Consider the following 21,204-nt stretch of genomic DNA (forward strand, 5'->3'; position numbering starts at 1 on the left):
TGTGTATAAGAGACAGCCGCCCCGCCCTTCGACACCCACACCACCCACCTGCCCGACGGCACCCTCCTGACCCTGTACACCGACGGCCTGGTCGAATCCCGCCACCGCGACATCGACCACGGCATGAACCACCTCGCCCACCTCCTGGCCACCGCCCCCCGCGACGACCTGGAAGCCCTGGCGGACGCCATCACCTCCACCCTCCTGCCCGAGCGCTCCCCCACCGGCGACGACGCCGCCCTCCTGATCACCCGCACCCAGCAGCTCGCCCCGCGCGACATCGCCACCTGGCCCCTGCCCGAGGACCCCACCGCCGCCCACGAGGCACGCGACCTCATCCGCGACCAGCTCCGCACCTGGGGCATCAGCGACGACACCGAGATGACCACCGAACTCCTCGCCAGCGAACTCGTCGGCAACGTCATCCGGCACGCCAAGGGCCCCATCCGCCTGCGCCTGCTCCGCAGCCGCGCCCTGGTGCTGGAGGTCTCGGACGGCTCCCTGACCACCCCCCACATCCGGCACACCACCCCGGCCGACGAAGGCGGACGCGGACTCCAGCTCGTCGCCGCCATGGCCGACCGCTGGGGCACTCGCTACACCGCCACCGGCAAGTCGATCTGGACCGAACAGCCCATCCCGGACGGGGACGGACCCGGACGACCGCGCTGACCGCCGTCGTCACTCCGTCAGCTCCCGCACCGCGCGCAGCAGGCGGTCGATGTGGGCGGTGGGCGTGCCGGCGCCGAAGCTGACACGGACGGGCTGGAGGGGACCGTCGCAGCCGGCCACCGGGCCGGTGTCGTCCAGCAGGGCGCGGACCAGGGGCTGGGCGCAGAACAGGCCCGAGCGGACGCCGATTCCGTGGCGTTCGGACAGCGCGCGGGCGAACGCGTCGCCGTCCCAGCCGTCGACCGTGAAGGAGACGACGGGCACCCGGGCGGCGTCCGGGCCGAACAGCGACAGGGGACGCACGGCGGGCACGGCGGCGAGCCCGGCCCGCAGCCGGGTCAGCAGCCGCTCCTCGTGCCGCAGGAGCCGGTCGAAGCCCGCCTTGGTGAGGGTCCGGCAGGCCGAGGCGATCGCGTACGCGCCGATGACGTTGGGGGATCCCGCCTCGTGCCGTGCCTCGTCGTGGTGCCATTCCACGTCCACACCGCCGTCCGCCCGGCGGGCCACGATCCGGCTGGCGCCGCCGCCCGCGAGGTAGGGCTCGGCCCGGCGCAGCCAGTCCGCGCGGCCCGCGAGCACGCCGGAGCCGAACGGCGCGTACAGCTTGTGCCCGGAGAACGCGACCCAGTCCACGTCCAGCGCGGCCAGGTCGACGGGCCGGTGCGGGGCGAGCTGGGCGGCGTCGAGGACGACGCGCGCGCCGTGCCGGCGGGCGGCGGCGGCGAGTTCGCGGACCGGCCACAGCTCCCCGGTGACGTTGGAGGCGCCGGTGACGCACAGCAGCTTCGGTCCGGACGGCGCGGCGCGCAGCGCCCGCTCGGCCGTGCGCACCGCCTCCTCCGGGGAGCGCGGCACCGGCAGATAGGTCACGTCGTGGCGGCGGCGCCACGGCAGGAGCGCCGCGTGGTGTTCCGACTCGAACACCAGGACCCGGGTCCCGGCGGGGGCGGCGGCGGCCAGCAGATTGAGCGAGTCGGTGGTGGAACGGGTGAAGACGACCTGGTCGCCGGGGCGGCAGCCGAGGAACCGGGCCACCGTCTCCCGGCTCTCCTCGAACAGCCGGGTGGAGAGCCGGGACAGGTGCCCGGCTCCGCGGTGGACGCTGCCGTAGTACGGCGCGTAGGCGGCGACATCGTCCCAGACCTGGCGCAGCACCGGCGCGCTGGCGGCGTAGTCCAGCGCCGCGTACTCGGTCTCGCCGCCGTCCGCCAGCGGCACCCGGACGCCGGCGCCGAGAACGGCCAGCGGGTCGGACGCCGGGTCGGGCGCCTGGGAGGGGACGGAGGGGACGGCGGGCGTGGTGGTGGTCATCGTGAAGTCTCCCGGAGGCAGGGGGAACACGGCCCGGTGCCGGGGCCGGACCCGAGCGCATCGCGGGCGCGCCGCCAACCACCGGAAGACCGGCGGGAGATGACGGAAAAGGGGTCCGGGACGTGCCCTAGGACATTCGCTGCTTCATGGCGTACTCCCTGATGCCGCGCTTGCCGTGGACCCTGCTGTCCACGGCCCGGTCATCACCCGGGGCACCCCGCCACGGAAGGAGGGTTGCCGGACAGCGGGCCGGGGCCGTTGTCGCTGTCACTCGTGACCTTGGTGCCCATCCTGCCACCGTCCGCCCGCCGTTGGGCCGCCTGTCTCACTTCGCGGACGCCAGGGTGTGAGCCGCGGTCACAGGATGAACGCCTGTCTGGTTGCCTCGCGCCGGTCCCCCCACCATGGCCGGGCCGGGCGGCCCTCGTCCCCGCCGGAGCCGCATGACGCCCCGCCGCCCGGCCCCGGACGCGCCGGCCGTGGTGCCCCCGGGCGCGGCTCCGCACCGTTGTGAAGGGTGGTGATCCGCTTGAGCACTGTTTCCCCCGCCGAGTCCGCCGAGCACGAATCCGCCGAATCCGCCGGGTCCGCCGACCGCGCCGAGGGCTTCGACCGGTTCCGCTACGCGGGCGTGTTCGCGCTGCTGTTCCTGTTCGGGACCGAGACGTTCCTCGTCTCCCCGCTGCTGCCGACCATCTCCGACGACATCGGCGTCAGCGAGGCCGCGGCGGCCTCCAGCGTCACCGCGTACGTGCTCGCGTACGCCGTGACCGCGCCGTTCCTCGGGCTGGTCAGCGACCGGTTCGGGCGCCGCCGGGCCCTCCTCGCCGGGACCGTGCTCTTCACGGTGTCGAACGCCGCCGCCGCCGTCTCGACCGGCCTGGCGCTGCTGGTGATCTCCCGCGCGCTCGCCGGGCTGGCCGCCGCCGCGGCCGGGCCGGCGATCTGGGCGCACATCTCCGAGACCACCTCGGACCGTGTCCGGGGCCGCGCGCTGGGCCTGGGCATGGCCCTGTTCTCCTGCGGCCAGGTCGTGGGCGTGCCGCTCGGCGGGCTGCTGGCCGGCCTGGCGGGGTGGCGTTCCGCGTTCTGGGCGCTGGCCCTGGGCACCGCCGCGGCCGTGCCGCTGCTGCTGCGCCAGGTCCGGCCCACGACGGCCCAGGGCGTCCGGGTCGGCGCCGTCCGGGGCCTGCTGGCCGCGTGGGGCGTGCCGACGCTGCGGGAGGGCCTGCTCGTCAACACGGCGTTCCACGCCGCCAACCTGGGCGCCTACACGTTCCTGGGCGCGCTGCTGGTGGACCGCTTCGACCTCTCGGTCGAGGCGCTGGGCCTGGTCGGCGTGCTCGTCGGCGCCGGGAGCGTGGCCGGGTCGCTGCTGGGCGGGCGCCTGGGCGACCGGGCCCGCGCGGCGGGACGCACGGACCTGCCGCTGCTCGGGCTGTGGGGCCTGCTGCTGGCCGTGGGGATCGCGCTGGCGGCCAAGGGGCCCGGGCTGGTGCTCGCGCTGGCCGGGATCACGGTGTGGTTTGTGGCCAGCGGCGGCTTCGTGACCGACCAGCAGACGCTGGCCGGGACCGTCGCGCCCGAGCTGCGCGCCACGTCCAGCGCGTGGCTGACGTCCACCATGTACGCGGGCACCGGTCTCGGCGCCTGGGCGGTCGGCGCGTTCGCGGACGTGTCGGCCGGGACCCTCGCCGTCGGCGCGGGTCTGGCGCTGGTGGCGGCCCTCGGCGGCGTGCTGCTCAGCCGGGTCGCCCGCGCGGCGGCGGTCAGCCGGCCCGCAGGTCAGGCGTAGCGGGAACGGCACGCAGCCCCCGGCCGGCGAGGGCCGCCATCCGCGCGCGGTCCTCCGCCGTGCCGGGGGTGAACAGCAGGATCAGCGCGGACGGGTCGTCCACCGGGTGGAACGAGGACAGCGAGAGCTGGATCCGCTGCCCGGGCCGGGGCTCGACCGTCACCGTGCGGGCGGTCAGCTCGGCCACCGAGTGGCAGCCCCACCAGTGCCGCAGCTCCGGCACGTCCTCGTCCAGGTGGCGGTAGACCTCGCTGGTCCTGGCGTCGGCCAGGGCCGGACCGGCCTGGGCGCGGAAGTGCTGGAAGACGTTCATGGCGAGCGGCTCCCAGTCGTGGAGGAGGGCCCGCAGCCGCCGGTCGGCCGCCATCAGCCACATCAGATTGCGGCGCTCGGCGGCGATCTCCTCCGGCGCGCCCCACAGGGCGCTCCAGGCGGCGTTCCAGCCCAGCAGGTCGAAGTACCGGTCGAGGAGGACGGCCGGGCTCACCGGCCACGAGTCGAGCACCGGCTGGACGGCGGCGGCGAGCCGGCCGCGGCCGTCCTCGCCGCCGGACCCGGCGGGCTCGTGGTACCCGGCCAGCCGCATCGCGTGGCGGGTGCCCGCCGCGTCCAGCCGCAGCGCCCGGGCGACCGCCTCCAGCACCTGCCGGGAGGCGGTCACCCGGCCCTGCTCCAGCCACGTGTACCAGGCCAGGCCCACCCCGGACAGCGACGCCACCTCCTCCCGGCGCAGCCCGGGGGTGCGCCTGCGGGCCGTGGTCGCCAGGCCCACGTCGGCGGGCTTCAGCAGCTCGCGGTGAGCGCGCAGGAATGCCCCGAGTTCCGTGCTGCGAGGGGGAGTTGACATGGCTTGTGGTGCTCCTCGGCGTGGTGCGGGTACCGCTGTGACCAGCGTAGAAGGGAAAGGGGACCGGGGGGAGGGTGTCAGGCCCGCGGGACGAGCCGCCACAGGCGCACGGGCATGGAGCTGACCCGCCCGCGCTCCTCCTGGCGGCGCGCGGCGGCCTCGCCCACCGCGCGGAAGAACGCGGCGCGCCGCGCGGGCTCGACCAGCCGGCTGTAGTAGTCGCCGAAGGTGGCCGCGTGGAAGTGCGCGTACCGCGCCGCGTCCTCGACGGTCACCTCGGCGGCGCGTTCCGCGATGCCCACCACCTCGAAGTGCTCCCCGAACAGGTCCGTCAGGTCGGCCACGGTCCGGGTGCGGGTGGCGATCGGCAGGACCCCGCCGCCGGCGAGCAGCGACGGCACGTCCGCGCGCCGGACCCCGAGGGCCGTCAGCGCGTCGCGGACGATGTCGTCCTCGCCGCCGAGACCGTGCGGGTCGCGGGCGGGGTGGTACGTCGTCACCAGGAAGGTGCCGCCGGGTGCCAGGTGCCGCGCCACCCACGCCAGGATCCGCTCCTCGGTGGGATACAGCCAGTGCAGCACCGAGGTCATCGTGACGACGTCCGGCCGGTACGCCGCGGGCAGCGGCGGCGGCTCGGGCGCGTTCAGGTCGGCCTCGCGCAGCACGACCCGGTCGCCGTACGGGCGCAGCCGCTCGGTCGCCTCGGCGATCCGGTGCGGGGAGCCCTCCAGACCGACGGCGAGCCGGAGGGAGGGAAAACGGTCGAGGGCGGCCTGGAGCAACTGCCCGATGCCGCTGCCCAGGTCGAGCAGGACGCCGGGCTCCCCGGGGACGTGGCCGAGCACCCAGTCGCGGTCGTGCTCCTGGCGGAGCTTGCTGGCGTCCGCGTAGCCGGACAGGATGCGGGCCTGGATCTCGATCGCGGACGGGGTCATCGGTGTGCCTCCGGGGACGTGATGGCGGGCTCGGGCTCCTCGACGAACCGGCGCAGCCGTTCGCGGGTGCCGCTGACGTCGTAGCGCTTGAAGAGGTTGATGCGGTTGCGGGTCAGGTCGCCGCGGTGGACGTACTCGTAGAGGTCCTGGCGCTGTCCGAAGCTGTCGCCGGTCAGCTCCCAGGCCAGCCGGAAGAGACGGGACTTGCGCTCGGCGTCGATGCCGCGCCCGCGCATGTACCGGTCGAGGTGCGGGCGCAGCCGGGGGTGCGCCAGGTCGCCGGCGGTGGGCTGCATCAGCAGCCCGGACGCCCCGATCCGGCGGACGACGGCCACCGCCTCCGCCGCCACCTCGGCGGACCAGACACGGCTGGCGGCGGTGTCGCCGGGGGCGAGCAGCCCGCTGTCCGTGGTGGCGGCCCGCGCCTCGGCGGCGTCGAGGAAGTACTCGGTCAGCTCGGCGTATCCGGCGAGCCGCCCCAGGTCCTCCTGGACGTTGCGGAAGCCGTCGACGCCGATGCTCTCGGCCACCAGGGTCGCGGTGGCCAGCAGGGTGCGCAGCCGCTCCCGGAACCGGACGTGCCCGATGTACGCGCTCCAGGCGTTGATCCGGCCCAGCCCGGTGCGCGCCAGGTCGCCGTCGCGCAGCAGGAACACCCGGTCCCACGGCACCAGCACGTCGTCGAAGAACAGCATGGCGTCCTGCTCGTCGAAGCGGGCGCCCAGCGGGTGGGCGTGGCCCCAGGGGGCGCTGCCCAGCGGCTCGCGGCACAGGGTGATCAGGCCGGGGGTGTTGAGCGGCAGCGCGAACCAGACCACGAACTGCTCGCCGCGCCGCTGGGCGAACGACGCCGACAGGTACACCAGCACCTCGTGCGCCAGCGGGGCCAGGGTGGTGAGCTGCTTGGCCCCGCGCACCACGATGCCGCGCTCGTTCTCGGCCAGGACCCGCAGGGCGAGGTCGGGGTCGTCCACGGGGTCCGCGGAGCGGTCGATCTGCGGATCGCCCAGCGCGTGCGAGAGGACGAGGTCGTTGTGCGCGCAGTACCGGTACCAGGACTCGGCGTTGCGGCCGAAGCCTCGCCGGTTGGACTCCAGCCGGTGGCGGAAGTCGTAGACGCCGACGGCGATCGACGCCATGAACGCGGGCGAACGGCCGTGCTGGCCCAGCGATTCGGCGTGCCAGAACTCGGCGCTGCGGCGCTGCAGGCGCAGGTCCTCCAGGCTGCGGGGCGGCTGGTAGGCGCGGGCGAGGCGCTGCCCGGTGTCCGGGTCCACCCAGGTCAGCAGGTCCCGGTGCGCCGGGTCGTCCTGGAGGTCGAGCAGCCGGGCCAGTTCGTCCACGGCGGGCTTGAAGGCGGGATGGTCGGCGGGGCTGGTGACGCGCTCGCCGTCCAGATACAGCTCGCGGCCGTCGGCGAGTTCGGCGCGGTAACGGTCCCCGGTGAGCAGAGTCATGCGCGGGCTCCTGCGGATGTGGGTCGGTGGCCGTGGGAGGTGGTGGGGCCGAGGGAGTGGTAGCGGCCGTCGTGGTAGAGGAGGGGGTCGTCCGGCACGCCGTCGGCGGCGGTGACGCGGCCGACGAGCAGGGTGTGGTCGCCGCCCGGGAGGACGCCGTGCAGCCCGCACTCGAACCAGGCCAGGCAGGTCTCCAGCACGGGCGCGCCGTGGGACGCGGTCCCCGGGCGCATCGGCACGGTGGTGAAGAAGCCGAGGGCGCGGCCGGCGCCGGGCGTCGCGAAACGCCGGGCCAGCGGCTCCTGGTCGCGGCCGAGGACGCTCACGGCGAACCGGCGGCTGCCCTTCACCGCCGTCGCGATCGGGCTGCGGCGGTCGACGGCCACACTGACCAGCGGCGGGTCGAGGGACAGGGTGCACAGCGAGGAGACCGTCTTGGCGAAGACCTCGTCGCCGTGCCGTGCGGTCAGCAGCGCGACGCCGGTCGTCCAGGCACGGGCGGCGAGCCGGAAGACGTCCGCCGTCGTGTCACGTCCGCCGTTCACCGCAGGCTCACCCGGTACGCCCGGAGCCATTCGTCCACCTGGACCAGGTGGTCCAGGCCGCCCACCGGGTTGGGGGCGGTGCGGGGGCTGGGCAGGGGGCGGCCGTCGGCGAGCGCGCGGCGGACCGCCGCCCGGTCCACCAGGTCGAACACGGGCGCGTCCGGATCGGACAGCAGCTCGTGGGCGCGGGCCGTCAGGACCTCGGTGTACCGGACCGCGGGGGTGGACGGGTAGCCGCTCTTGGGCCGGTCCGCCACCCGTGCCGGGAGAAGGTCGCGCACGGCGTCGCGCAGCAGGCCCTTGGACCGGCCGCCGGGGGCCTTGAGCGCCCACGGCACGTTCCACAGGTACTCCACCAGCCGGTGGTCGCAGAACGGCACCCGGACCTCCAGGCCGACCGACATGCTCACCCGGTCGACGCGGTCCAGCAGCGGCGGCAGCCAGCGGGTCAGCGCCAGGTGGAACACCTCGCGGACGCGCCGGTCGGGCCCCTGCTCGCCCGCCAGCCGCGGCACGCCGGCGAGGGCGTCCCGGTACGCCTCCGCCACGTACTCGTCGGGGCGGACCTCGGCGCGCACCTCGGGCCGCAGCAGGGCGGCCGGGGTGGTGCGGCCGTGCAGCCACGGGAAGGTGTCGGCGGCGAGCGCGGCGGGATCGTGGAAGTACGGGTATCCGCCGAAGAGTTCGTCGGCGGCCTCGCCGGACAGCGCCACGGTGGAACGCCGCCGCACCTCGCGGAAGAGCAGGTGCAGCGAGGCGTCCATCTCTCCCCAGCCCGGCCGGTCCCGGGCGCGCAGCACCGCGTCCCGGGCGTCCAGCAGATCGTCGTCCGGGAGCACCACCGACGTGTGCAGCGTGCCGATGTGCTCGACGGCGGCCCGGACGTACGGCGCGTCGTGCGTGGTGCGCCACGCGTCGGGCGCGCGGTCGGAGCTGCCGGGGAAGTCCACCGAGTAGGTGGTCACCTTGCCGTGGCCGGCCCGTTCGCGGGCGCCGGCCGCCAGGGCGGTGATGGCGCTGGAGTCCACGCCGCCCGACAGCAGGGCGCACAGCGGGACGTCGCTGAGGAGTTGCCGCTCGACGCTGTCGGCGAGCAGGGACCGCACGGTGTCGCGGGTGGCCCCGGGGCCGTCGGTGTGCGGGCGGGACTCCAGCGACCAGTAGCGCACCTCGCGCGTCGCCGCGCCGCCGACGGAGACCAGGTGTCCGGGGCGCACCTCGCGCAGGCCGCGGAAGATCCCGTGTCCGGCGGTGGGCGCGGCGGGCAGCGCGAACAGCTCCGCGATGCCCTCGGCGTCGAGTTCGGCGCGGAAGAGCGGGTTGGCGAGCACGGCCTTGGGCTCGGAGCCGAACAGCACACCGGTGCGGTGCGCGTGCCAGTACAGCGGCTTGATGCCCAAGTGGTCGCGGACCAGGAGGAGTTCCTGCCGCCGGGTGTCCCACAGGGCGTACGCGAAGATGCCGTTGAAGCGCCGGGGCGCGGCGGCTCCCCACTGGAGGTGGGCGCGCAGCACGACCTCGGTGTCGGAGCGGGTGCGGAAGACGTGCCCGAGAGCGGTCAACTCCTTGCGCAGCTCCCGGTAGTTGTAGAGCTCGCCGTTGTAGCTGAGCACCGCGCCCGGGTCCGCGCCGTCGGTGAACGGCTGGGCGCCGCCGCCCAGGTCGATCACGGACAGCCGGCGATGGCCGAGGGCGGCGTGCCGGGACAGCCAGACGCCCTCGGCGTCGGGGCCCCGGCAGGCGAGGGTGTCGGTCATGGCCCGCACGGTGGGACGGTGGTCGCGCAGGTCGGCGTCCCAGTCGACCCAGCCGGTGATGCCGCACATCTACGCCTCCCCGTTTCCGTCGGCGCCCGCCGGGCGGGGCGCGCTCGCCTCCCACCGGCAGCCGTGCCCGGTGGGTCCGCTGCGCAGCCGGTGCGCGGGGACGTAGCCCTTGGCGCGGATGTTGGCGGACAGCGCCTCCGTGCAGTAGGTGCAGGGGGAGGTGAGGGTGAGCCGGACGCCGTTGCGGCGGGCCTGCTCGCGGTAGTCCCAGATGGCGCAGTGGGTGATGGTGAGGGCCGCGCGGTCGGCGGCCGGCGGGGCGTCGTCGAACTCGTAGTCGGAGCCGTAGAGTTCGGCCTGGCGGGCGATGCGGTGGATCGGGTCCGCGGCGCCGCGGCCGTGGTCGGGCTCGACCTCGCGGTGCACGTCGGCGTTGGCCCGGGCCCAGTCGGCGAGGACCTGTTCCCCGTAGCGGTCGACGAGGAACCGTTCCATCAGGGCCTGGCCGCGGAAGAAGATCCGCTGCCACGCGTACGGTGGCGCGTCGGGTCCGGGCAGGTCGGCGAAGATCTCCGCCTGGAGGGCGAACCAGGCGGTCAGGGACACCTCGTCCCCCTGGGAGACCAGGTACCGGGTCAGGCCGGCCTCGGCCTCGTGGAGCCGCTGGCGCCACAGGGCGGAGCGCTCGGTGTCGGACATGGAACGGTAGGGCGACCGGAGTGCCGGCCGGGCGGAGTCGCCGTCCGGGGCGACCGTGCCCAGCAGCGCTGTGCGTGGTGTGTGTCTGAAGGGCCGATCGGTGGATCTGTGCCCGTCGCTCATCGAGGGCTCCTTAGGGTGGGGGGTACGGACCGCACTGATCTCGTTCGCCGCCCACGCTAGGCAGCGCCGCGTGGCGCCCAGAAGCCCCGAAGGGCGACGGCGGGGGCGACGAACGGCGACCCCCCGTGCTCCGAAGGTCGCCCCGCCGGGCAGACGGGCGACGGGTACGGCCGCCCGGGGCCGTACCCGTCGGCCGGCGGTCAGCCGGCCAGTCCGTGCCGGTGCGCGTACAGCGCGGCGCGCAGCCGGTCCGACTGGCCGATCTTGCGCATCGCCTGCGTCAGGTGCTTCTTCACGGTCGCCTCGGCGAGGGCCAGTTCACGGCCGATCTCGGCGTTGCTCAGGCCGCGCGCGAGCTGGGCGAGCACCTCGCGCTCCCGGTCGGTCAGCCCGCAGTCGCGGGGCGACGGCTCACCGGCGTGGCCCGCCAGGCTCGCCGGGTGAGCGCTGGCCGACGGCGGCGCGGGGAGGAAGACGGAGCCGCCCGCGGCGGCGAGGGAGACGGCGGCGATGAGCCGGTCCTCGGGCAGGTCGAGGGAGACGCAGCCGCTCGCCCCGGCCTGCAGTACCTGCCCGGCCTCGGCCTGGCTCCGGGCCCGGCGCAGCAGCACCACGCGAGCGCGCGGCACCCCCTGGGGGCCGCGCAGCCGGGCGGCGGTCCGCAGGTCGTCGGCGAGCGACGCGCCCGGACCGAGGAGGATCACGTCGGGTCTCACCCGGCGCACCGCCCCCAGGGCTCCCGCCGGGTCGCTGGTGCCGCCGGCCACCACCACGCCCGGGGCGGCGGCCAGGACGCTGCGCAGCCCGGCGCCGACCACCGGCCGGTGGACGACGAGGAACACCCGTGTGGCCGTCGCCGCCTGACGGGCGGTCCAGCCGCAGATGGGGTGGCCGCAGGCGCAGCCCGGCGCCTGGGCGTGCGGCGGGCGGGCGGGCAGGACGTCGGGCTCGGCCAGCAGGTGGTGGCCGGCGATCATGTCCAGCGGGTTGTCGATCTCCGGGTGCGGACGCGCCAGGCGTCTGGACCCCTGCGCCGTGCGCTCGGTCAGTGCGGCCACCGTGAACCTCCGCGCGTGCGGACGGCGTTGCTGCTGTGGTGCGGCATCGCGTGCGTTTCCCCTCGAATGTGGCGAGGCCGTGCCCGGGGCACGGCGGTACGGCGAAGAGGAAGGGCGCTGAGGAGTTGACGGTCCGGGAGGTCAGCGCCCGGCGCGCGGGCGACACAGCTCGTCGAAGCACCTCCGGTGCCACGAGCCGCCGATACCGACCAAGGTGAAGTCGGTCCGCCAATTTGTCATACGAAGAGGCTACTTAGGTCCCGAATACGGGGTCAAGGATGAACGATCAGCGGGTGGACGGGGCATGCGCGTGCCCCCTCTCGCCAGTCCTATGACCAGCGGTCACCGTATGAACCGCTGACTGGCTAACCCCGCGTCCCGGCCCGCACCCTTCCTCAGGCCGCCCCCCGCTGCCTCCCGGAAGGACCGCGCATGCCCGTGCCCGCTCGCCGACCCGCCGCGCGCCGATGAGACGGTTCCTGGCGCGACGGCTGCTGCTCGCCGTACCCACCCTGCTGGGTGTCACGGTCGTCGTCTTCGCCACGGTCGCCCTCGTGCCCGGTGATCCGGTCAGCACCTTCCTCGGGCCCTCCGCGCCCGCGGAGGCCCGGCACGCGCTGGCCGAACGCCTCGGCCTGGACCGGCCGTTGCCCGTCCAGTACGCCACCTGGCTGGGGCACGCCGTCACCGGGGACCTCGGCGTCTCCGTCGCCGGCCAGCGGCCCGTCACCGACACGCTCGTCCCGGCGCTCGGGCAGACGCTGATCCTGACGGGGGCCGCCTTCGTGCTCGTGCTCGTCGGGGGAGTCGTGCTGGGGGCCCTCGGCGCCCTGCGCCCCCGCGGCCTCCCGGGGCGGCTGTCGGGCGCGTTCGGCACCCTGGCCGTCTCCGCCCCGCAGTACTCCGTGGCGCTCCTGCTCATCGCCGTCTTCGCGGTCGAACTGCGCTGGCTGCCGGCGGGCGGCACCCACGACGTCTTCGGCGGCGGCGGGAGCTCCGACCTGGTGCGGCATCTCGTCCTGCCCGCGATCGCCGCCGCGCTGGTCCCGCTCGGCCTCACGGCCCGCGTCTTCCGCGCCGCGCTCGCCTCCGTGCTCGCCGGTGACCTCCCCGACAGCCTGCGGGCGCGCGGGCTGAGCCGGCCGGCCGTCCTCCTGCACTGCGCGCACAACGCGGCGCCCGCGCTGCTCACCATCGCCGGCCTCCAACTGGCCTCCCTGCTGGAAGGAGTCGTCTTCGTGGAAACCCTCTTCGCCTGGCCCGGCGTCGGCCGCCTGCTCTACGACGCCCTCGCCGCCCGCGATTTCCCCGTCATCCAGGGCGGCGTGCTGGTGGTCGCCGTCGCCTTCGTCGCGATCAACATCCTCGTGGACGCGGCGCACGCCTGGATCGACCCGAGAGTGCGGAGCTGACCCATGACCCTTCCCACGACGGAAACGGCGGGCTCACCCGCGCCGGACGCGGCACGCCCCGGTGACCGCGACCCGGTGCCGGACCCGGCGGCGGTCACCGCGCCCGGGACCGTGCCCGGAAGGCGGCGCCGCCCCGGCGCCGGGCCGCTGATCCCGGCCGTGCTGGCCGGGCTGCTGCTCGCGGTCGCCCTGGCCGCGCCGCTGCTCGCCCCGCACGACCCGGCCGCCGGGGCGCTGGGCGACCGGCTGCTCGACCCCGGCAGCCCCGGCCACCTCCTCGGCACCGACGGGCAGGGCCGCGATGTGCTCAGCCGGCTCATCTGGGGCGCCCGGCCCTCCCTGATCGGCGGCTTCGTGCCGGTGGCCGTGGCCACCCTCGCGGGCACCGCCCTGGGCATCGCCGCCGGTCTCGGCGGGCGCCTCACCGAGCAGGGGCTGCTGCGCACCCTGGACGTGCTCTACGCGTTCCCCGGCCTGCTGCTGGCCATCGCGGTCGCCACGGTCATGGAGGCGGGCGTCGGCGCCACCGTGCTCTCGCTGTCCGTGGTCCTCACCCCGGTGGTGACCCGGGTCGCGTTCACGGAGGTGCGGCAGGTCCGTTCCGCCGAGTTCCTGGAGGCCGCCCGGGTCAGCGGCGCCGGGTGGACGGCGATTGCCGTCCGGCAGGTCGTGCCGGTCGTCGCCCCCGTCGTCCTCGCCTACGCCTCCTCGCTCATCGGGCTGGCCATCGTCTACGCCGCCGGCCTGTCCTTCCTGGGCCTCGGCGTCGCGCCGCCCACCCCCGAATGGGGCGCCATGCTCGACGAGTTGCGGCCCAGTCTGCTGACCCACCCCTGGGTGGCCGTCCTGCCCGCCGTGACGATCCTCCTCGTCTCCGTGCTCTTCAACGTCCTCGGCGAGGCCCTCCGCCGCCGGGCCGGTGTCCGGGAGGAGGCGCGATGAGCCGAGCCGTTCTGGCGGTCGAGGGGCTGACCGTCGACTATCCCGGGCCGGTACGCGCGGTCGACGGCGTGTCGTTCACCCTCGCGGCCGGTGAGGCCCTGGTGCTGCTGGGCGAGTCCGGCAGCGGCAAGACGACCGTGGCGCGCACGGTCCTCGGCCTGCCCGGCCGTACCGCCCGCGTCGGCGGCGGCGTCCGGCTCGGCGCGACGGACCTGCGGGCCGCGAGCGAACGGGAGCTGACGCGGATCCGCGGTCGCCGCGTCGGCTACGTGGCCCAGGACCCCACCGGTGCCCTCGACCCGCTGCGCCGGATCGGCCCCCAGCTCACCGAGGTCCTGCGCCGCCACCGGATCGCCCGGGACCGGCGGGCCGCGCGGGCGGCGGTCCCCGGGCTGCTCGCCGCCGCCGGGATATCCGACCCCGAACGCGTCGCGCGCAGCCACCCGCACCACCTCTCCGGCGGCCAGCGCCAGCGCGCGGCCATCGCCCTCGCGATCGCCTGCGGCCCCGAACTGCTGATCGCGGACGAGCCGACGACGGCGCTCGACGTCCTCGTGCAGGCCAGGATCCTCGACCTGTTCGGGCAGCTGCGCACCGAGCGCGGGACCGCCCTGCTGCTGGTCACCCACGACCTCGCCGCCGCACGCCGCGTCGGCGGCCGGATCGCGGTCATGCGGGCCGGCCGCGTCGTGGAGAGCGGCCCCGCCGCACGGGTGCTGTCCGCGCCCGGCCACGCCTTCACCGCCGGACTGGTCGCCGCGCACCGGGAGGCACGGTGACGAGCACCCCGCTGCTGACCGTCGCGCACGTCACCCACCGCTACGGCGCCGCGGCGCCGCCCGCGCTGGACGACGTGTCCCTGACCGTCGCGCCCGGCGAGACCGTCGGCCTGGTCGGTGAGTCCGGCTCCGGCAAGTCCACCCTCGCCCGGCTCGCGCTCGGTCTCCTCGCCCCCGGTTCCGGCACGGTCCGCTTCGCCGGGCACGACCCGCACCGGCTGCGGGGCCGGACCGGTCGGGCGACGCGCAGGCGCCTGCAGTTCGTCCCGCAGCACCCGCGCGGCTCCCTCAACCCCGCCCTGCGCGCCGGTGAGGCCGTCGCGTTCGCCCTCCGCGCCCACGGGACGCCGCGCCGGGAGCGCGCCGAGGCCGTCGCCGCGCTGTTCCTGCGGGTGGGCCTCGACCCGGCGCTCGCCCGGCGCCGGCCGCGCGAACTGTCCGGCGGGCAGCTCCAGCGGGTCGCCATCGCCCGCGCTCTGGCCACCGGCCCCGACCTGGTCGTCTGCGACGAGCCCACCTCGGCCCTGGACCGCTCGACCCAGCACCACGTCCTGGAGCTGCTGGCGGAGCTGCGCGAACGGACCGGCCTCGCCTACCTGTTTGTCTCCCACGACCTGGCCGTCGTGCGGCGGCTCGCCGACCGCGTGGTCGTGCTCCGGCACGGGCGCGTCGTCGAGGAGGGCACCACCGCACACGTCTGGAACGACCCGCGACACCCCTACACCCGGGCCCTGCTGGCCGCCGCCACCGGCCTTCCCGACCCGGCGGGACCGGGACCCACCCGCTCCACCGAACCCACGGAGAACACGACGCCATGACCCCTCGTCACCTTCCCCCCGCGCCCGCCGGACACCGGAACGCGAGACGCGCCGCCCTGCCGGCCGCCGCCCTGCTCCTGCTGGCCACCGCCGGCTGCGCCGCCGACTCCGGCGGCGCGGACGCCGGTTCCTCCGGCGGGGGCGGCACCCTGGTCATCGGCGCGACCGGGACGCTGCCCAACACGGACACGGTCATCGGCGGCGCCGGGTTCGAGGGGAAGCGGCTGGTCAGCTTCCAGCTCTACGAGGGCCTGACCCGGTACGACCTGTCGGTCACCGACGGCCCGGCCGAGATCACCGGCGCGCTCGCCACCGACTGGGAGGTCGCCGACGACGACACGACCTGGACGTTCACCCTGCGCGAGGGCGTCACCTTCCACGACGGCACCGCGTTCGACGCCGACGCCGTGATCTTCAACCTGGACCGCTATCTGAACGAGGACAGCCCGCACTACACCGACGCGCTCGGCGCCGCCGCCGCGGAGTACGCCGGCGGCATCGCGGACTACCGGAAGCTGGACGACGGCCGGGTGGAGATCGTCACCGAGGAGCCCAACGGCCACTTCCCCGAGGACCTCGCCCACGTCCTGATCGCCAGCCCCACCGCGATCGAGGAGACCGGCACCGAGGACTTCGCCGAACACCCCGTCGGCACCGGGCCGTTCGCGTTCGTCTCGCAGGACCCGGGCCAGCGGGTCGAGCTGGTCGCCAACGCGGACTACTGGCGCGGCGCGCCCCGGCTCGACCGGCTGGTGGTCCGGGCCATCCCGGACGCCGCCGCCCGCACCGCGGCGCTGCGCTCGGGCGACGTGAACTGGATCGAGTACCCGCATCCCGACGACATCGAGAGCCTCGCCGCCGAGGGCGCCACCATCGTCACCAACGCCTACGACCACCTCTGGTACTGGATCCTCGACACCTCACGGGAGCCCTGGCAGGACCCGCGCGTCCGGCGCGCCGCCAATTACGCCATCGACCGCGAGGCCATCGCCGAGCAGCTCCTCCGCGGCACCGCCGATCCCGCCCACCAGGCCGCGCCCCGGGCCACGTTCGCCTACGACGAGGCCAACGACGTCTACGGGTACGACCCCGACCGGGCCCGTCGCCTGCTGGCCGAGGCGGGCTACGAGGACGGCTTCAGCACCTCGGTCACCGTCCCGACCGGCGGCTCGGGCAACCTGCTGCCGGTGCCCATCACCGAGGCCATCCAGCGCGACCTGGCGGCCGTCGGCATCGAGGTCGAGATCCGCACCACCGACTGGTCCACGCTCATCGGCGCCGAGGCCGAGGGCGAGGTCGCGCTCGGCTCCGACGCGATCGCCCAGTCCACCACGCTCTTCCAGTCGGAGGCGCTGCTGCCGCTGTTCATCGGCAGCGACAGCCCCTTCTGGACCGGCCACTACGCCAACGAGCGTGTGGACGAACTGCTCGCCTCCGCCGCCGCCTCCACCGACCCGGACCGGCGCCGGGCGGACTACCGGGAGGCCCTGGCCCTGGTGACCGAGGACGCCCCCTGGCTGTTCGTCGTCAACGACCGCAACCCGCGCGCGCTGTCCCCCGAGGTCGAGGGCCTGGTGCAGCCGCAGTCCTGGTTCATCGACCTGACCACGGTCCACGTCGGCTGACGCCGCCGACCGCGCCCCCCTTCCCATCCCCGAGAGGACGTCGGCCACGCCATGACCGAGCCGCACCCGCTCCGCCCCGCCGAGACCGGTCCGCCCAAGTGGGGCGTCACCCTCCCGCTGCCGGGCCTGACCATCGACCGGCACCGTTTCCTGATCGAACGCCTGCCGGACCTCGGCTACACCGATGTCTGGAGCGCGGAGGGCGGCGGCACCGACGCGTTCACGCCGCTCGCCGCCACGGCCGCCTGGTCCCCGACGCTGCGCATCGCCACCGGCATCGTGCCCGTCCACACCCGGGGACCGGCCGTCCTGGCCCAGACGGCCGCCACCCTGGCCCAGCTCGCGCCCGGCCGCCTGCTGCTGGGCATCGGCGCGTCCGTGCCGGCCCACGTCGAGGACATCAACGGCATCCCGTTCGACGAGCCGTTCAAACGCACCAGGGACGTGCTGCGGTTCGTCACCCGGGCGCTGCGCGGCGAGTACATCGCCGGTGACTTCGACACGTTCTCCATCACGGGGTACCGGCTGCCGCACCCGCCGGCCGAACCGGCCCGGGTGATCCTCGGCGCCCTGCGCCCCCGGATGCTGCGGCTCGGCTTCACCGAGGGCGACGGGGCGATCACCAACCTCCTGTTCCCCGAGGACGTGCCGACGGTCCTCGACGCGGTCGGCCCGCGCCCGGCCGGCAAGGAACTCGTCGTCAAGGTGTTCGTCTGCCCGACCGAGGACGCCGACTACGCGCACCGCGCCACACGCCCGTTCCTGGCCTGGATCCTCAACCGCGAGCCGTACCGCAAGTTCCACGAGTGGCTGGGCCACGGCGAGCTGCTGCGGGAGTCCCACGAGCGGTGGGCCGCCGGCGACGCCGAGGGCGCGCAGAAGGCCCTGCCCGACGAGGTCGTGGACGGGCTGTTCATCAGCGGATCGCCCGAGGAGTGCCGCGAGCGCATCCTGCGGTACCACCGGCCGGGCGTCACCACCATCCAGTTGTACGTGTCGCTGCCGCCCGAGGTCTTCGTCAGCCGCGCCCGGGTGCTGGACACCCTGGCGCGGCTGGGACCCGCCGCCCCGTGACCGGCACCGGGCAGGAGCAGCCAGGCGGAGGGAGTCACCGCGCATGGAACTCGACATCCGGGGCGGCGTCCGCGCCGCCCCCGTCGCCGGCCGCACCCCGGAGGAGCGCCAGGCGCTGCGGTTCGCGCCCGACCCGCGCGAGCGCACCGCCGATCCGGAGCACGTGGCCCGCACGGCCCGGGAGAACGAGGAGGACGGCCTGGACAGCGCCCTGGTGACGCAGTCCAGCTCGTGGCCCGACCCCTGGCTGGTGGCGTGCTGGGCACTGGCCGCCACCAGCCGCCTCCGCGTCGCCGTCGCCCACCGCGTCGGCACCACGGCCCCGACCGTCGCGGCCCGCTCCCTGGCCACCCTGGACCGCCTGTCCGGCGGCCGGGCCACGGCCCACGTCATCGTCGGGTCGAGCGACGCCGACGTGCTGCGCGACGGCGACCGGCTCGGCAAGGCCGACCGCTACCGCCGGGCCGGGGAGTACCTGGAGGTGTTCCGGCGCGCCCTGACCGAGGGCCAGGGCTTCGACCACGAGGGGGAGTTCTACGCGGTGCGCGACGCCCTGCCGGGGGTGCGGCCCCGGCCCGGGGGCGAGCTGCTGTCGTTCGGCGGGTCCTCGCCCGAGGGCCTGGACCTGGCCGCCCGCCACGCCGACGTCTACGCCGTCGAGGCGCTGCCGTTACCGGCGACGCGCCGCCGGATCGCGGAGATCCGGGCCGTGGCCGCCGCCCACGGCCGGCGGCTGCGGATCTGGCGGCACATCAGGGTCGTGCTGGACAGGACCGACGCGGCGGCCGGGGAACGGGCCCGGCGGTTCGCCCGGGACGCCATCCGCCTCACCTCGGGCCCCGACGCCGATCGCTGGGCCGGGGCGGTCCAGCTCGACCGGGACCGGGAGCGCGGCCCGGTGGCCCCCGACCAGGTCGCCGCCTTCATCCGCGGCGCACTCGCCACGGCCTTCGTCGGCTCCCCCGACCGGGTCGCCGAACGCGTGGAGCTGCTGCGGTCGGCCGGAGTGGACATCGTCCAGCTCGACATGCCGGTCGAGACGGACGAGGACCGCGCCCTGCGCCGCGCCCTGGTGGACCGCCTGCGCTTCCCCGCGCCCCTGTCACCGGCCCGCCGCCGCGGCTGGTAGCGGCCCGGCCCGCCGGGCTGATGGCCGTGGCCCCTCTGGGTACGCTGGAGCGGGGAGCACCGGAGGGTTTGCGAGGGGGAATGATGCTGCTGGAGCTGGTCGCCGAGGCGCTGGACGCGCTGTCCACCAGCAGGCCGGAGTTCGAGAGCAGGTGGAAGCGGCGCAGGCGGGCGCGGGCCTTCGCGGCCGGGAAGGAAGTCCGGTTTCCCGGTGCCGTGGTCGGACCCGAGCCGTACGGCGGGCGGCCGGCCAACGTGCTGCTCGCGTCGCGGCGCGGCCTGGCCTCCGCGTACCGGCCCGCGCGGCGGCGCACCCGCAGGGAGGTGCCGGTGGAGCGCCTGCGGCTCGTCACGGTCCGGCCCAGGAGCAAGGGCGACAGGAAGATCCCCCGTTACTGCCACGTCGCGGTGTGCCGCGACGGCGACGCCGAGGTCCTGATCGTCTGCGCGCCGTGGAACATGCCCTACGTCACCCACCTGCTCCGCCGCGCCGGCGGCGTGGGCGGGGCGGCGTACTGAGCGATCATCGCGCGCTGAGCGATCACCGCGCGGGGCTCGTCGCGGCGTGGACCGCGTCGCGGGCGAAGGAGACCGCGGCCCGTGCCGCGCCCCGGGGGCCGAGGATGGCGGCGTTCGCGTTGACGCCGTCGAGGATGAGGGCGAGCCGGTCGGCCAGCTGGTCCGGGTCGCGGGCCCCGGCGCGGCGGGCGAGGGCGTGGAGCTGCTCCTGCCGCCCGGCGTAGTGCCGGACGATGTACTGGTGCGCCGGGTGCGACGCGTCGGAGAACTCGGCGTAGGCGTTCCGCATCGCGCAGCCCCGGAAGCCCTTCTCCGCGGCGCGCTCGGCGACGATCGCGATCACGGTGACGAGCTGCTGGGCCGGGTCGTCCGGGTGGCGCTCCTCGGCCTCGGCCAGCAGCTCGGGCCACTCGCCGCCGCAGCGCTCCAGCCAGGCGACGATCAGCTCGTCCTTGCTGCTGAACTCCCGGTACAGCAGGTTCTTTCCGCAGCCGCAGGCGTCGATGATCTGCTGCAGCCCGACGGCCCGCACGCCGTGCTCGTTGAACAGGGCGCACGCCGTGTCGAGGATGCGGTCGCGCGCGCCCGGATCGGGCTTCCTGGCCATGTGACACCTCCCGTCGGGCCCAGCCTAGCGGATTCGGACCGATCGGTCCGTCCGGTCTGTTCGCGGTTGACACCGGGGCTCCGGCCTGCGCAGGATACGGACCGATCGGTCCGGGACCGAGCGGTCCCTCAGGTGGCGCCGACGCATGGAATGACTGAAGGAGCAGGAACATGGACCTGGAACTCGCGGGGAAGACCGCCGTTGTCACCGGAGGCAGCAAGGGCATCGGCCTGGCCGTCGTACGGCTGCTCGTCGCGGAGGGCGTGCGCGTCGTCGCCGCCTCGCGCCGGGAGACGCCGGAGCTGAAGGAGACCGGCGCCGTGCACGTGCCCGTGGACCTGACCACGGCCGAGGGGGCGACGGAACTGATCGAGCGGGCCACGGCCGAACTCGGCGCCATCGACATCCTCGTCAACAACGTGGGCGTCGGCGACACCGACGACATCGCGAAGGGCGCGCTGCTCAGCCTGCTCGAACTCCCGGACAGCGCCTGGCAGCACACGTTCGACCTGCACTTCTACAGCGCCCTGCGCGTCACCCGGGCCGCCCTGCCCAGCCTGGTCGACCGCAAGGGCACCGTCGTCAACGTCTCCTCGATCGCCGCCCGGCTCGCCGGCGCGGGACCCGTGGACTACAACGTCAGCAAGGCGGCGCTCAACGCGCTGACCAAAATCGTCGCCGAGCAGTTCGGCCCCCAGGGCGTGCGGGCGATCACCATCTCGCCCGGCCCGGTCTCCACCGGCGTGTGGACCGACCCGGACGGGCTCATCGGCCGCCTCGCCGCCGAAAACGGCGTCCCGCACGAGGAGATGGTCACCCAGTTCCTGGACAACCTCGGCACCACCACCGGCCGCGTCTCCACGCCGGAGGAGGTCGCCCGCCTCATCGTCTTCGCCGCCTCGCCCAGCAACATCAACGGCGCCGAGTACGTGATCGACGGCGGGATCATCAAGTCCGTCTGAGCCGACGACGGTTGGCCCGGCCGGACGACCGGGCCCGGCGGACGGCCCCCCTCCTGGGCAGGGAAGGGAAGGCCGGCCCGCCGGGTGCGGCGCCGCGTCACCCTCTGTGAGTTCTTGGCAACACGCCTTT

The 21,204-nt window shown here is 75.3% G+C and carries 19 protein-coding genes, 1 pseudogene and 1 riboswitch; of the genes and pseudogenes, 11 read left to right on the top strand and 9 right to left on the bottom strand.

What is annotated here, in order from left to right:
• Positions 1-33: 33 nt before the first annotated feature.
• Positions 34-672, top strand: a pseudogene (locus tag ACSNOC_RS12935) (SpoIIE family protein phosphatase); the annotation flags it as partial.
• Positions 673-681: 9 nt separating this feature from the next.
• On the opposite strand, the gene ACSNOC_RS12940 reads toward ACSNOC_RS12935, so the two are convergent.
• Positions 682-1,983: an aminotransferase class V-fold PLP-dependent enzyme gene (locus ACSNOC_RS12940; protein ID WP_436747522.1), complete on the bottom strand. Its 1,302-nt coding sequence runs from the start codon at positions 1,981-1,983 to the stop codon at positions 682-684.
• A gap of 161 nt (positions 1,984-2,144) precedes the next feature.
• Positions 2,145-2,262, bottom strand: a riboswitch (SAM riboswitch).
• A gap of 250 nt (positions 2,263-2,512) precedes the next feature.
• Between ACSNOC_RS12940 and ACSNOC_RS12945 the strand changes: the two genes are divergently transcribed.
• Entirely contained in the window at positions 2,513-3,778 is a 1,266-nt protein-coding gene (locus tag ACSNOC_RS12945) for an MFS transporter (protein WP_436747523.1), read from the top strand.
• On the opposite strand, the gene ACSNOC_RS12950 is transcribed toward ACSNOC_RS12945, so the two are convergent.
• The 7 genes from ACSNOC_RS12950 to ACSNOC_RS12980 form a co-directional block, all read right to left on the bottom strand.
• Positions 3,753-4,625 carry a helix-turn-helix domain-containing protein gene (locus tag ACSNOC_RS12950; RefSeq protein ID WP_436747524.1) on the bottom strand — a complete coding sequence of 291 codons (873 nt, stop codon included), beginning with the start codon at positions 4,623-4,625 and terminating at the stop codon, positions 3,753-3,755. The genes ACSNOC_RS12945 and ACSNOC_RS12950 overlap by 26 nt on opposite strands.
• Positions 4,626-4,702: 77 nt before the next feature.
• Entirely contained in the window at positions 4,703-5,560 is an 858-nt protein-coding gene (locus ACSNOC_RS12955) for a class I SAM-dependent methyltransferase (RefSeq protein WP_436747525.1), read from the bottom strand.
• Positions 5,557-7,017 (bottom strand): 4-hydroxyphenylacetate 3-hydroxylase family protein, encoded by a 1,461-nt coding sequence (locus ACSNOC_RS12960; protein WP_436747526.1) that lies wholly within the window; start codon positions 7,015-7,017, stop codon positions 5,557-5,559. Before ACSNOC_RS12960 ends, ACSNOC_RS12955 begins: the two co-directional genes overlap by 4 nt.
• Positions 7,014-7,562 carry a flavin reductase family protein gene (locus ACSNOC_RS12965; protein WP_436747527.1) on the bottom strand — a complete coding sequence of 183 codons (549 nt, stop codon included), beginning with the start codon at positions 7,560-7,562 and terminating at the stop codon, positions 7,014-7,016. Before ACSNOC_RS12965 ends, ACSNOC_RS12960 begins: the two co-directional genes overlap by 4 nt.
• Positions 7,559-9,388, bottom strand: a complete 1,830-nt coding sequence (asnB, locus tag ACSNOC_RS12970) for an asparagine synthase (glutamine-hydrolyzing) (protein ID WP_436747528.1) — start codon at positions 9,386-9,388, stop codon at positions 7,559-7,561. The genes ACSNOC_RS12965 and asnB overlap by 4 nt, the downstream gene beginning before the upstream one ends.
• Positions 9,389-10,027: a hypothetical protein gene (locus ACSNOC_RS12975; RefSeq protein WP_436747529.1), complete on the bottom strand. Its 639-nt coding sequence runs from the start codon at positions 10,025-10,027 to the stop codon at positions 9,389-9,391. It lies immediately after the preceding gene.
• Between the two features lie 323 nt (positions 10,028-10,350).
• Positions 10,351-11,208, bottom strand: coding sequence for a LuxR C-terminal-related transcriptional regulator (locus ACSNOC_RS12980; RefSeq protein ID WP_436747530.1), 858 nt, complete (start codon positions 11,206-11,208; stop codon positions 10,351-10,353).
• A gap of 467 nt (positions 11,209-11,675) precedes the next feature.
• Between ACSNOC_RS12980 and ACSNOC_RS12985 the strand changes: the two genes are divergently transcribed.
• From ACSNOC_RS12985 to ACSNOC_RS13020, 8 genes are all read left to right on the top strand, one after another.
• The gene (locus ACSNOC_RS12985) at positions 11,676-12,620 is read left to right on the top strand and encodes an ABC transporter permease (protein WP_436747531.1); all 945 of its coding nucleotides are present in this window, start codon (positions 11,676-11,678) and stop codon (positions 12,618-12,620) included.
• Between the two features lie 3 nt (positions 12,621-12,623).
• Positions 12,624-13,562: an ABC transporter permease gene (locus tag ACSNOC_RS12990; protein ID WP_436747532.1), complete on the top strand. Its 939-nt coding sequence runs from the start codon at positions 12,624-12,626 to the stop codon at positions 13,560-13,562.
• Entirely contained in the window at positions 13,559-14,341 is a 783-nt protein-coding gene (locus ACSNOC_RS12995) for an ABC transporter ATP-binding protein (RefSeq protein ID WP_436747533.1), read from the top strand. Before ACSNOC_RS12990 ends, ACSNOC_RS12995 begins: the two co-directional genes overlap by 4 nt.
• Positions 14,338-15,159, top strand: a complete 822-nt coding sequence (locus ACSNOC_RS13000; RefSeq protein WP_436747534.1) for an ABC transporter ATP-binding protein — start codon at positions 14,338-14,340, stop codon at positions 15,157-15,159. The genes ACSNOC_RS12995 and ACSNOC_RS13000 overlap by 4 nt, the downstream gene beginning before the upstream one ends.
• Positions 15,156-16,784 (top strand): ABC transporter substrate-binding protein, encoded by a 1,629-nt coding sequence (locus ACSNOC_RS13005; protein ID WP_436747535.1) that lies wholly within the window; start codon positions 15,156-15,158, stop codon positions 16,782-16,784. Before ACSNOC_RS13000 ends, ACSNOC_RS13005 begins: the two co-directional genes overlap by 4 nt.
• Positions 16,785-16,835: 51 nt before the next feature.
• Positions 16,836-17,858 carry an LLM class F420-dependent oxidoreductase gene (locus ACSNOC_RS13010; protein WP_436747536.1) on the top strand — a complete coding sequence of 341 codons (1,023 nt, stop codon included), beginning with the start codon at positions 16,836-16,838 and terminating at the stop codon, positions 17,856-17,858.
• A 43-nt stretch (positions 17,859-17,901) separates the two neighbouring features.
• Positions 17,902-18,987 carry an LLM class flavin-dependent oxidoreductase gene (locus ACSNOC_RS13015; protein ID WP_436747537.1) on the top strand — a complete coding sequence of 362 codons (1,086 nt, stop codon included), beginning with the start codon at positions 17,902-17,904 and terminating at the stop codon, positions 18,985-18,987.
• Between the two features lie 68 nt (positions 18,988-19,055).
• Complete coding sequence (locus ACSNOC_RS13020) at positions 19,056-19,505, top strand: hypothetical protein (RefSeq protein ID WP_436747538.1); 450 nt, start codon at positions 19,056-19,058, stop codon at positions 19,503-19,505.
• Between the two features lie 22 nt (positions 19,506-19,527).
• Here ACSNOC_RS13020 and ACSNOC_RS13025 read toward each other — a convergent pair whose 3' ends face one another.
• The gene (locus ACSNOC_RS13025; protein ID WP_436747539.1) at positions 19,528-20,112 is read right to left on the bottom strand and encodes a TetR/AcrR family transcriptional regulator; all 585 of its coding nucleotides are present in this window, start codon (positions 20,110-20,112) and stop codon (positions 19,528-19,530) included.
• A 170-nt stretch (positions 20,113-20,282) separates the two neighbouring features.
• On the opposite strand from ACSNOC_RS13025, the gene ACSNOC_RS13030 reads away from it, so the two are divergent.
• Positions 20,283-21,074, top strand: coding sequence for an SDR family NAD(P)-dependent oxidoreductase (locus ACSNOC_RS13030; protein WP_436747540.1), 792 nt, complete (start codon positions 20,283-20,285; stop codon positions 21,072-21,074).
• The last annotated feature ends 130 nt before the right edge of the window (positions 21,075-21,204 follow it).

Source organism: Streptomyces sp. URMC 129 (genome assembly GCF_051386415.1).
GTDB lineage: Bacteria > Actinomycetota > Actinomycetes > Streptomycetales > Streptomycetaceae > Streptomyces.

Excerpts from the sequence above, each read along its gene's own strand:
- ACSNOC_RS12940 (WP_436747522.1), bottom strand. The coding sequence starts at position 1,983 with ATGACCACCACCACGCCCGCCGTCCCCTCCGTCCCCTCCCAGGCGCCC.
- ACSNOC_RS12950 (WP_436747524.1), bottom strand. The coding sequence starts at position 4,625 with ATGTCAACTCCCCCTCGCAGCACGGAACTCGGGGCATTCCTGCGCGCT.
- ACSNOC_RS12955 (WP_436747525.1), bottom strand. The coding sequence starts at position 5,560 with ATGACCCCGTCCGCGATCGAGATCCAGGCCCGCATCCTGTCCGGCTAC.
- ACSNOC_RS12960 (WP_436747526.1), bottom strand. The coding sequence starts at position 7,017 with ATGACTCTGCTCACCGGGGACCGTTACCGCGCCGAACTCGCCGACGGC.
- asnB (WP_436747528.1), bottom strand. The coding sequence starts at position 9,388 with ATGTGCGGCATCACCGGCTGGGTCGACTGGGACGCCGACCTGCGCGAC.
- ACSNOC_RS12975 (WP_436747529.1), bottom strand. The coding sequence starts at position 10,027 with ATGTCCGACACCGAGCGCTCCGCCCTGTGGCGCCAGCGGCTCCACGAG.
- ACSNOC_RS12985 (WP_436747531.1), top strand. The coding sequence starts at position 11,676 with ATGAGACGGTTCCTGGCGCGACGGCTGCTGCTCGCCGTACCCACCCTG.
- ACSNOC_RS12990 (WP_436747532.1), top strand. The coding sequence starts at position 12,624 with ATGACCCTTCCCACGACGGAAACGGCGGGCTCACCCGCGCCGGACGCG.
- ACSNOC_RS12995 (WP_436747533.1), top strand. The coding sequence starts at position 13,559 with ATGAGCCGAGCCGTTCTGGCGGTCGAGGGGCTGACCGTCGACTATCCC.
- ACSNOC_RS13005 (WP_436747535.1), top strand. The coding sequence starts at position 15,156 with ATGACCCCTCGTCACCTTCCCCCCGCGCCCGCCGGACACCGGAACGCG.
- ACSNOC_RS13010 (WP_436747536.1), top strand. The coding sequence starts at position 16,836 with ATGACCGAGCCGCACCCGCTCCGCCCCGCCGAGACCGGTCCGCCCAAG.
- ACSNOC_RS13015 (WP_436747537.1), top strand. The coding sequence starts at position 17,902 with ATGGAACTCGACATCCGGGGCGGCGTCCGCGCCGCCCCCGTCGCCGGC.
- ACSNOC_RS13025 (WP_436747539.1), bottom strand. The coding sequence starts at position 20,112 with ATGGCCAGGAAGCCCGATCCGGGCGCGCGCGACCGCATCCTCGACACG.
- ACSNOC_RS13030 (WP_436747540.1), top strand. The coding sequence starts at position 20,283 with ATGGACCTGGAACTCGCGGGGAAGACCGCCGTTGTCACCGGAGGCAGC.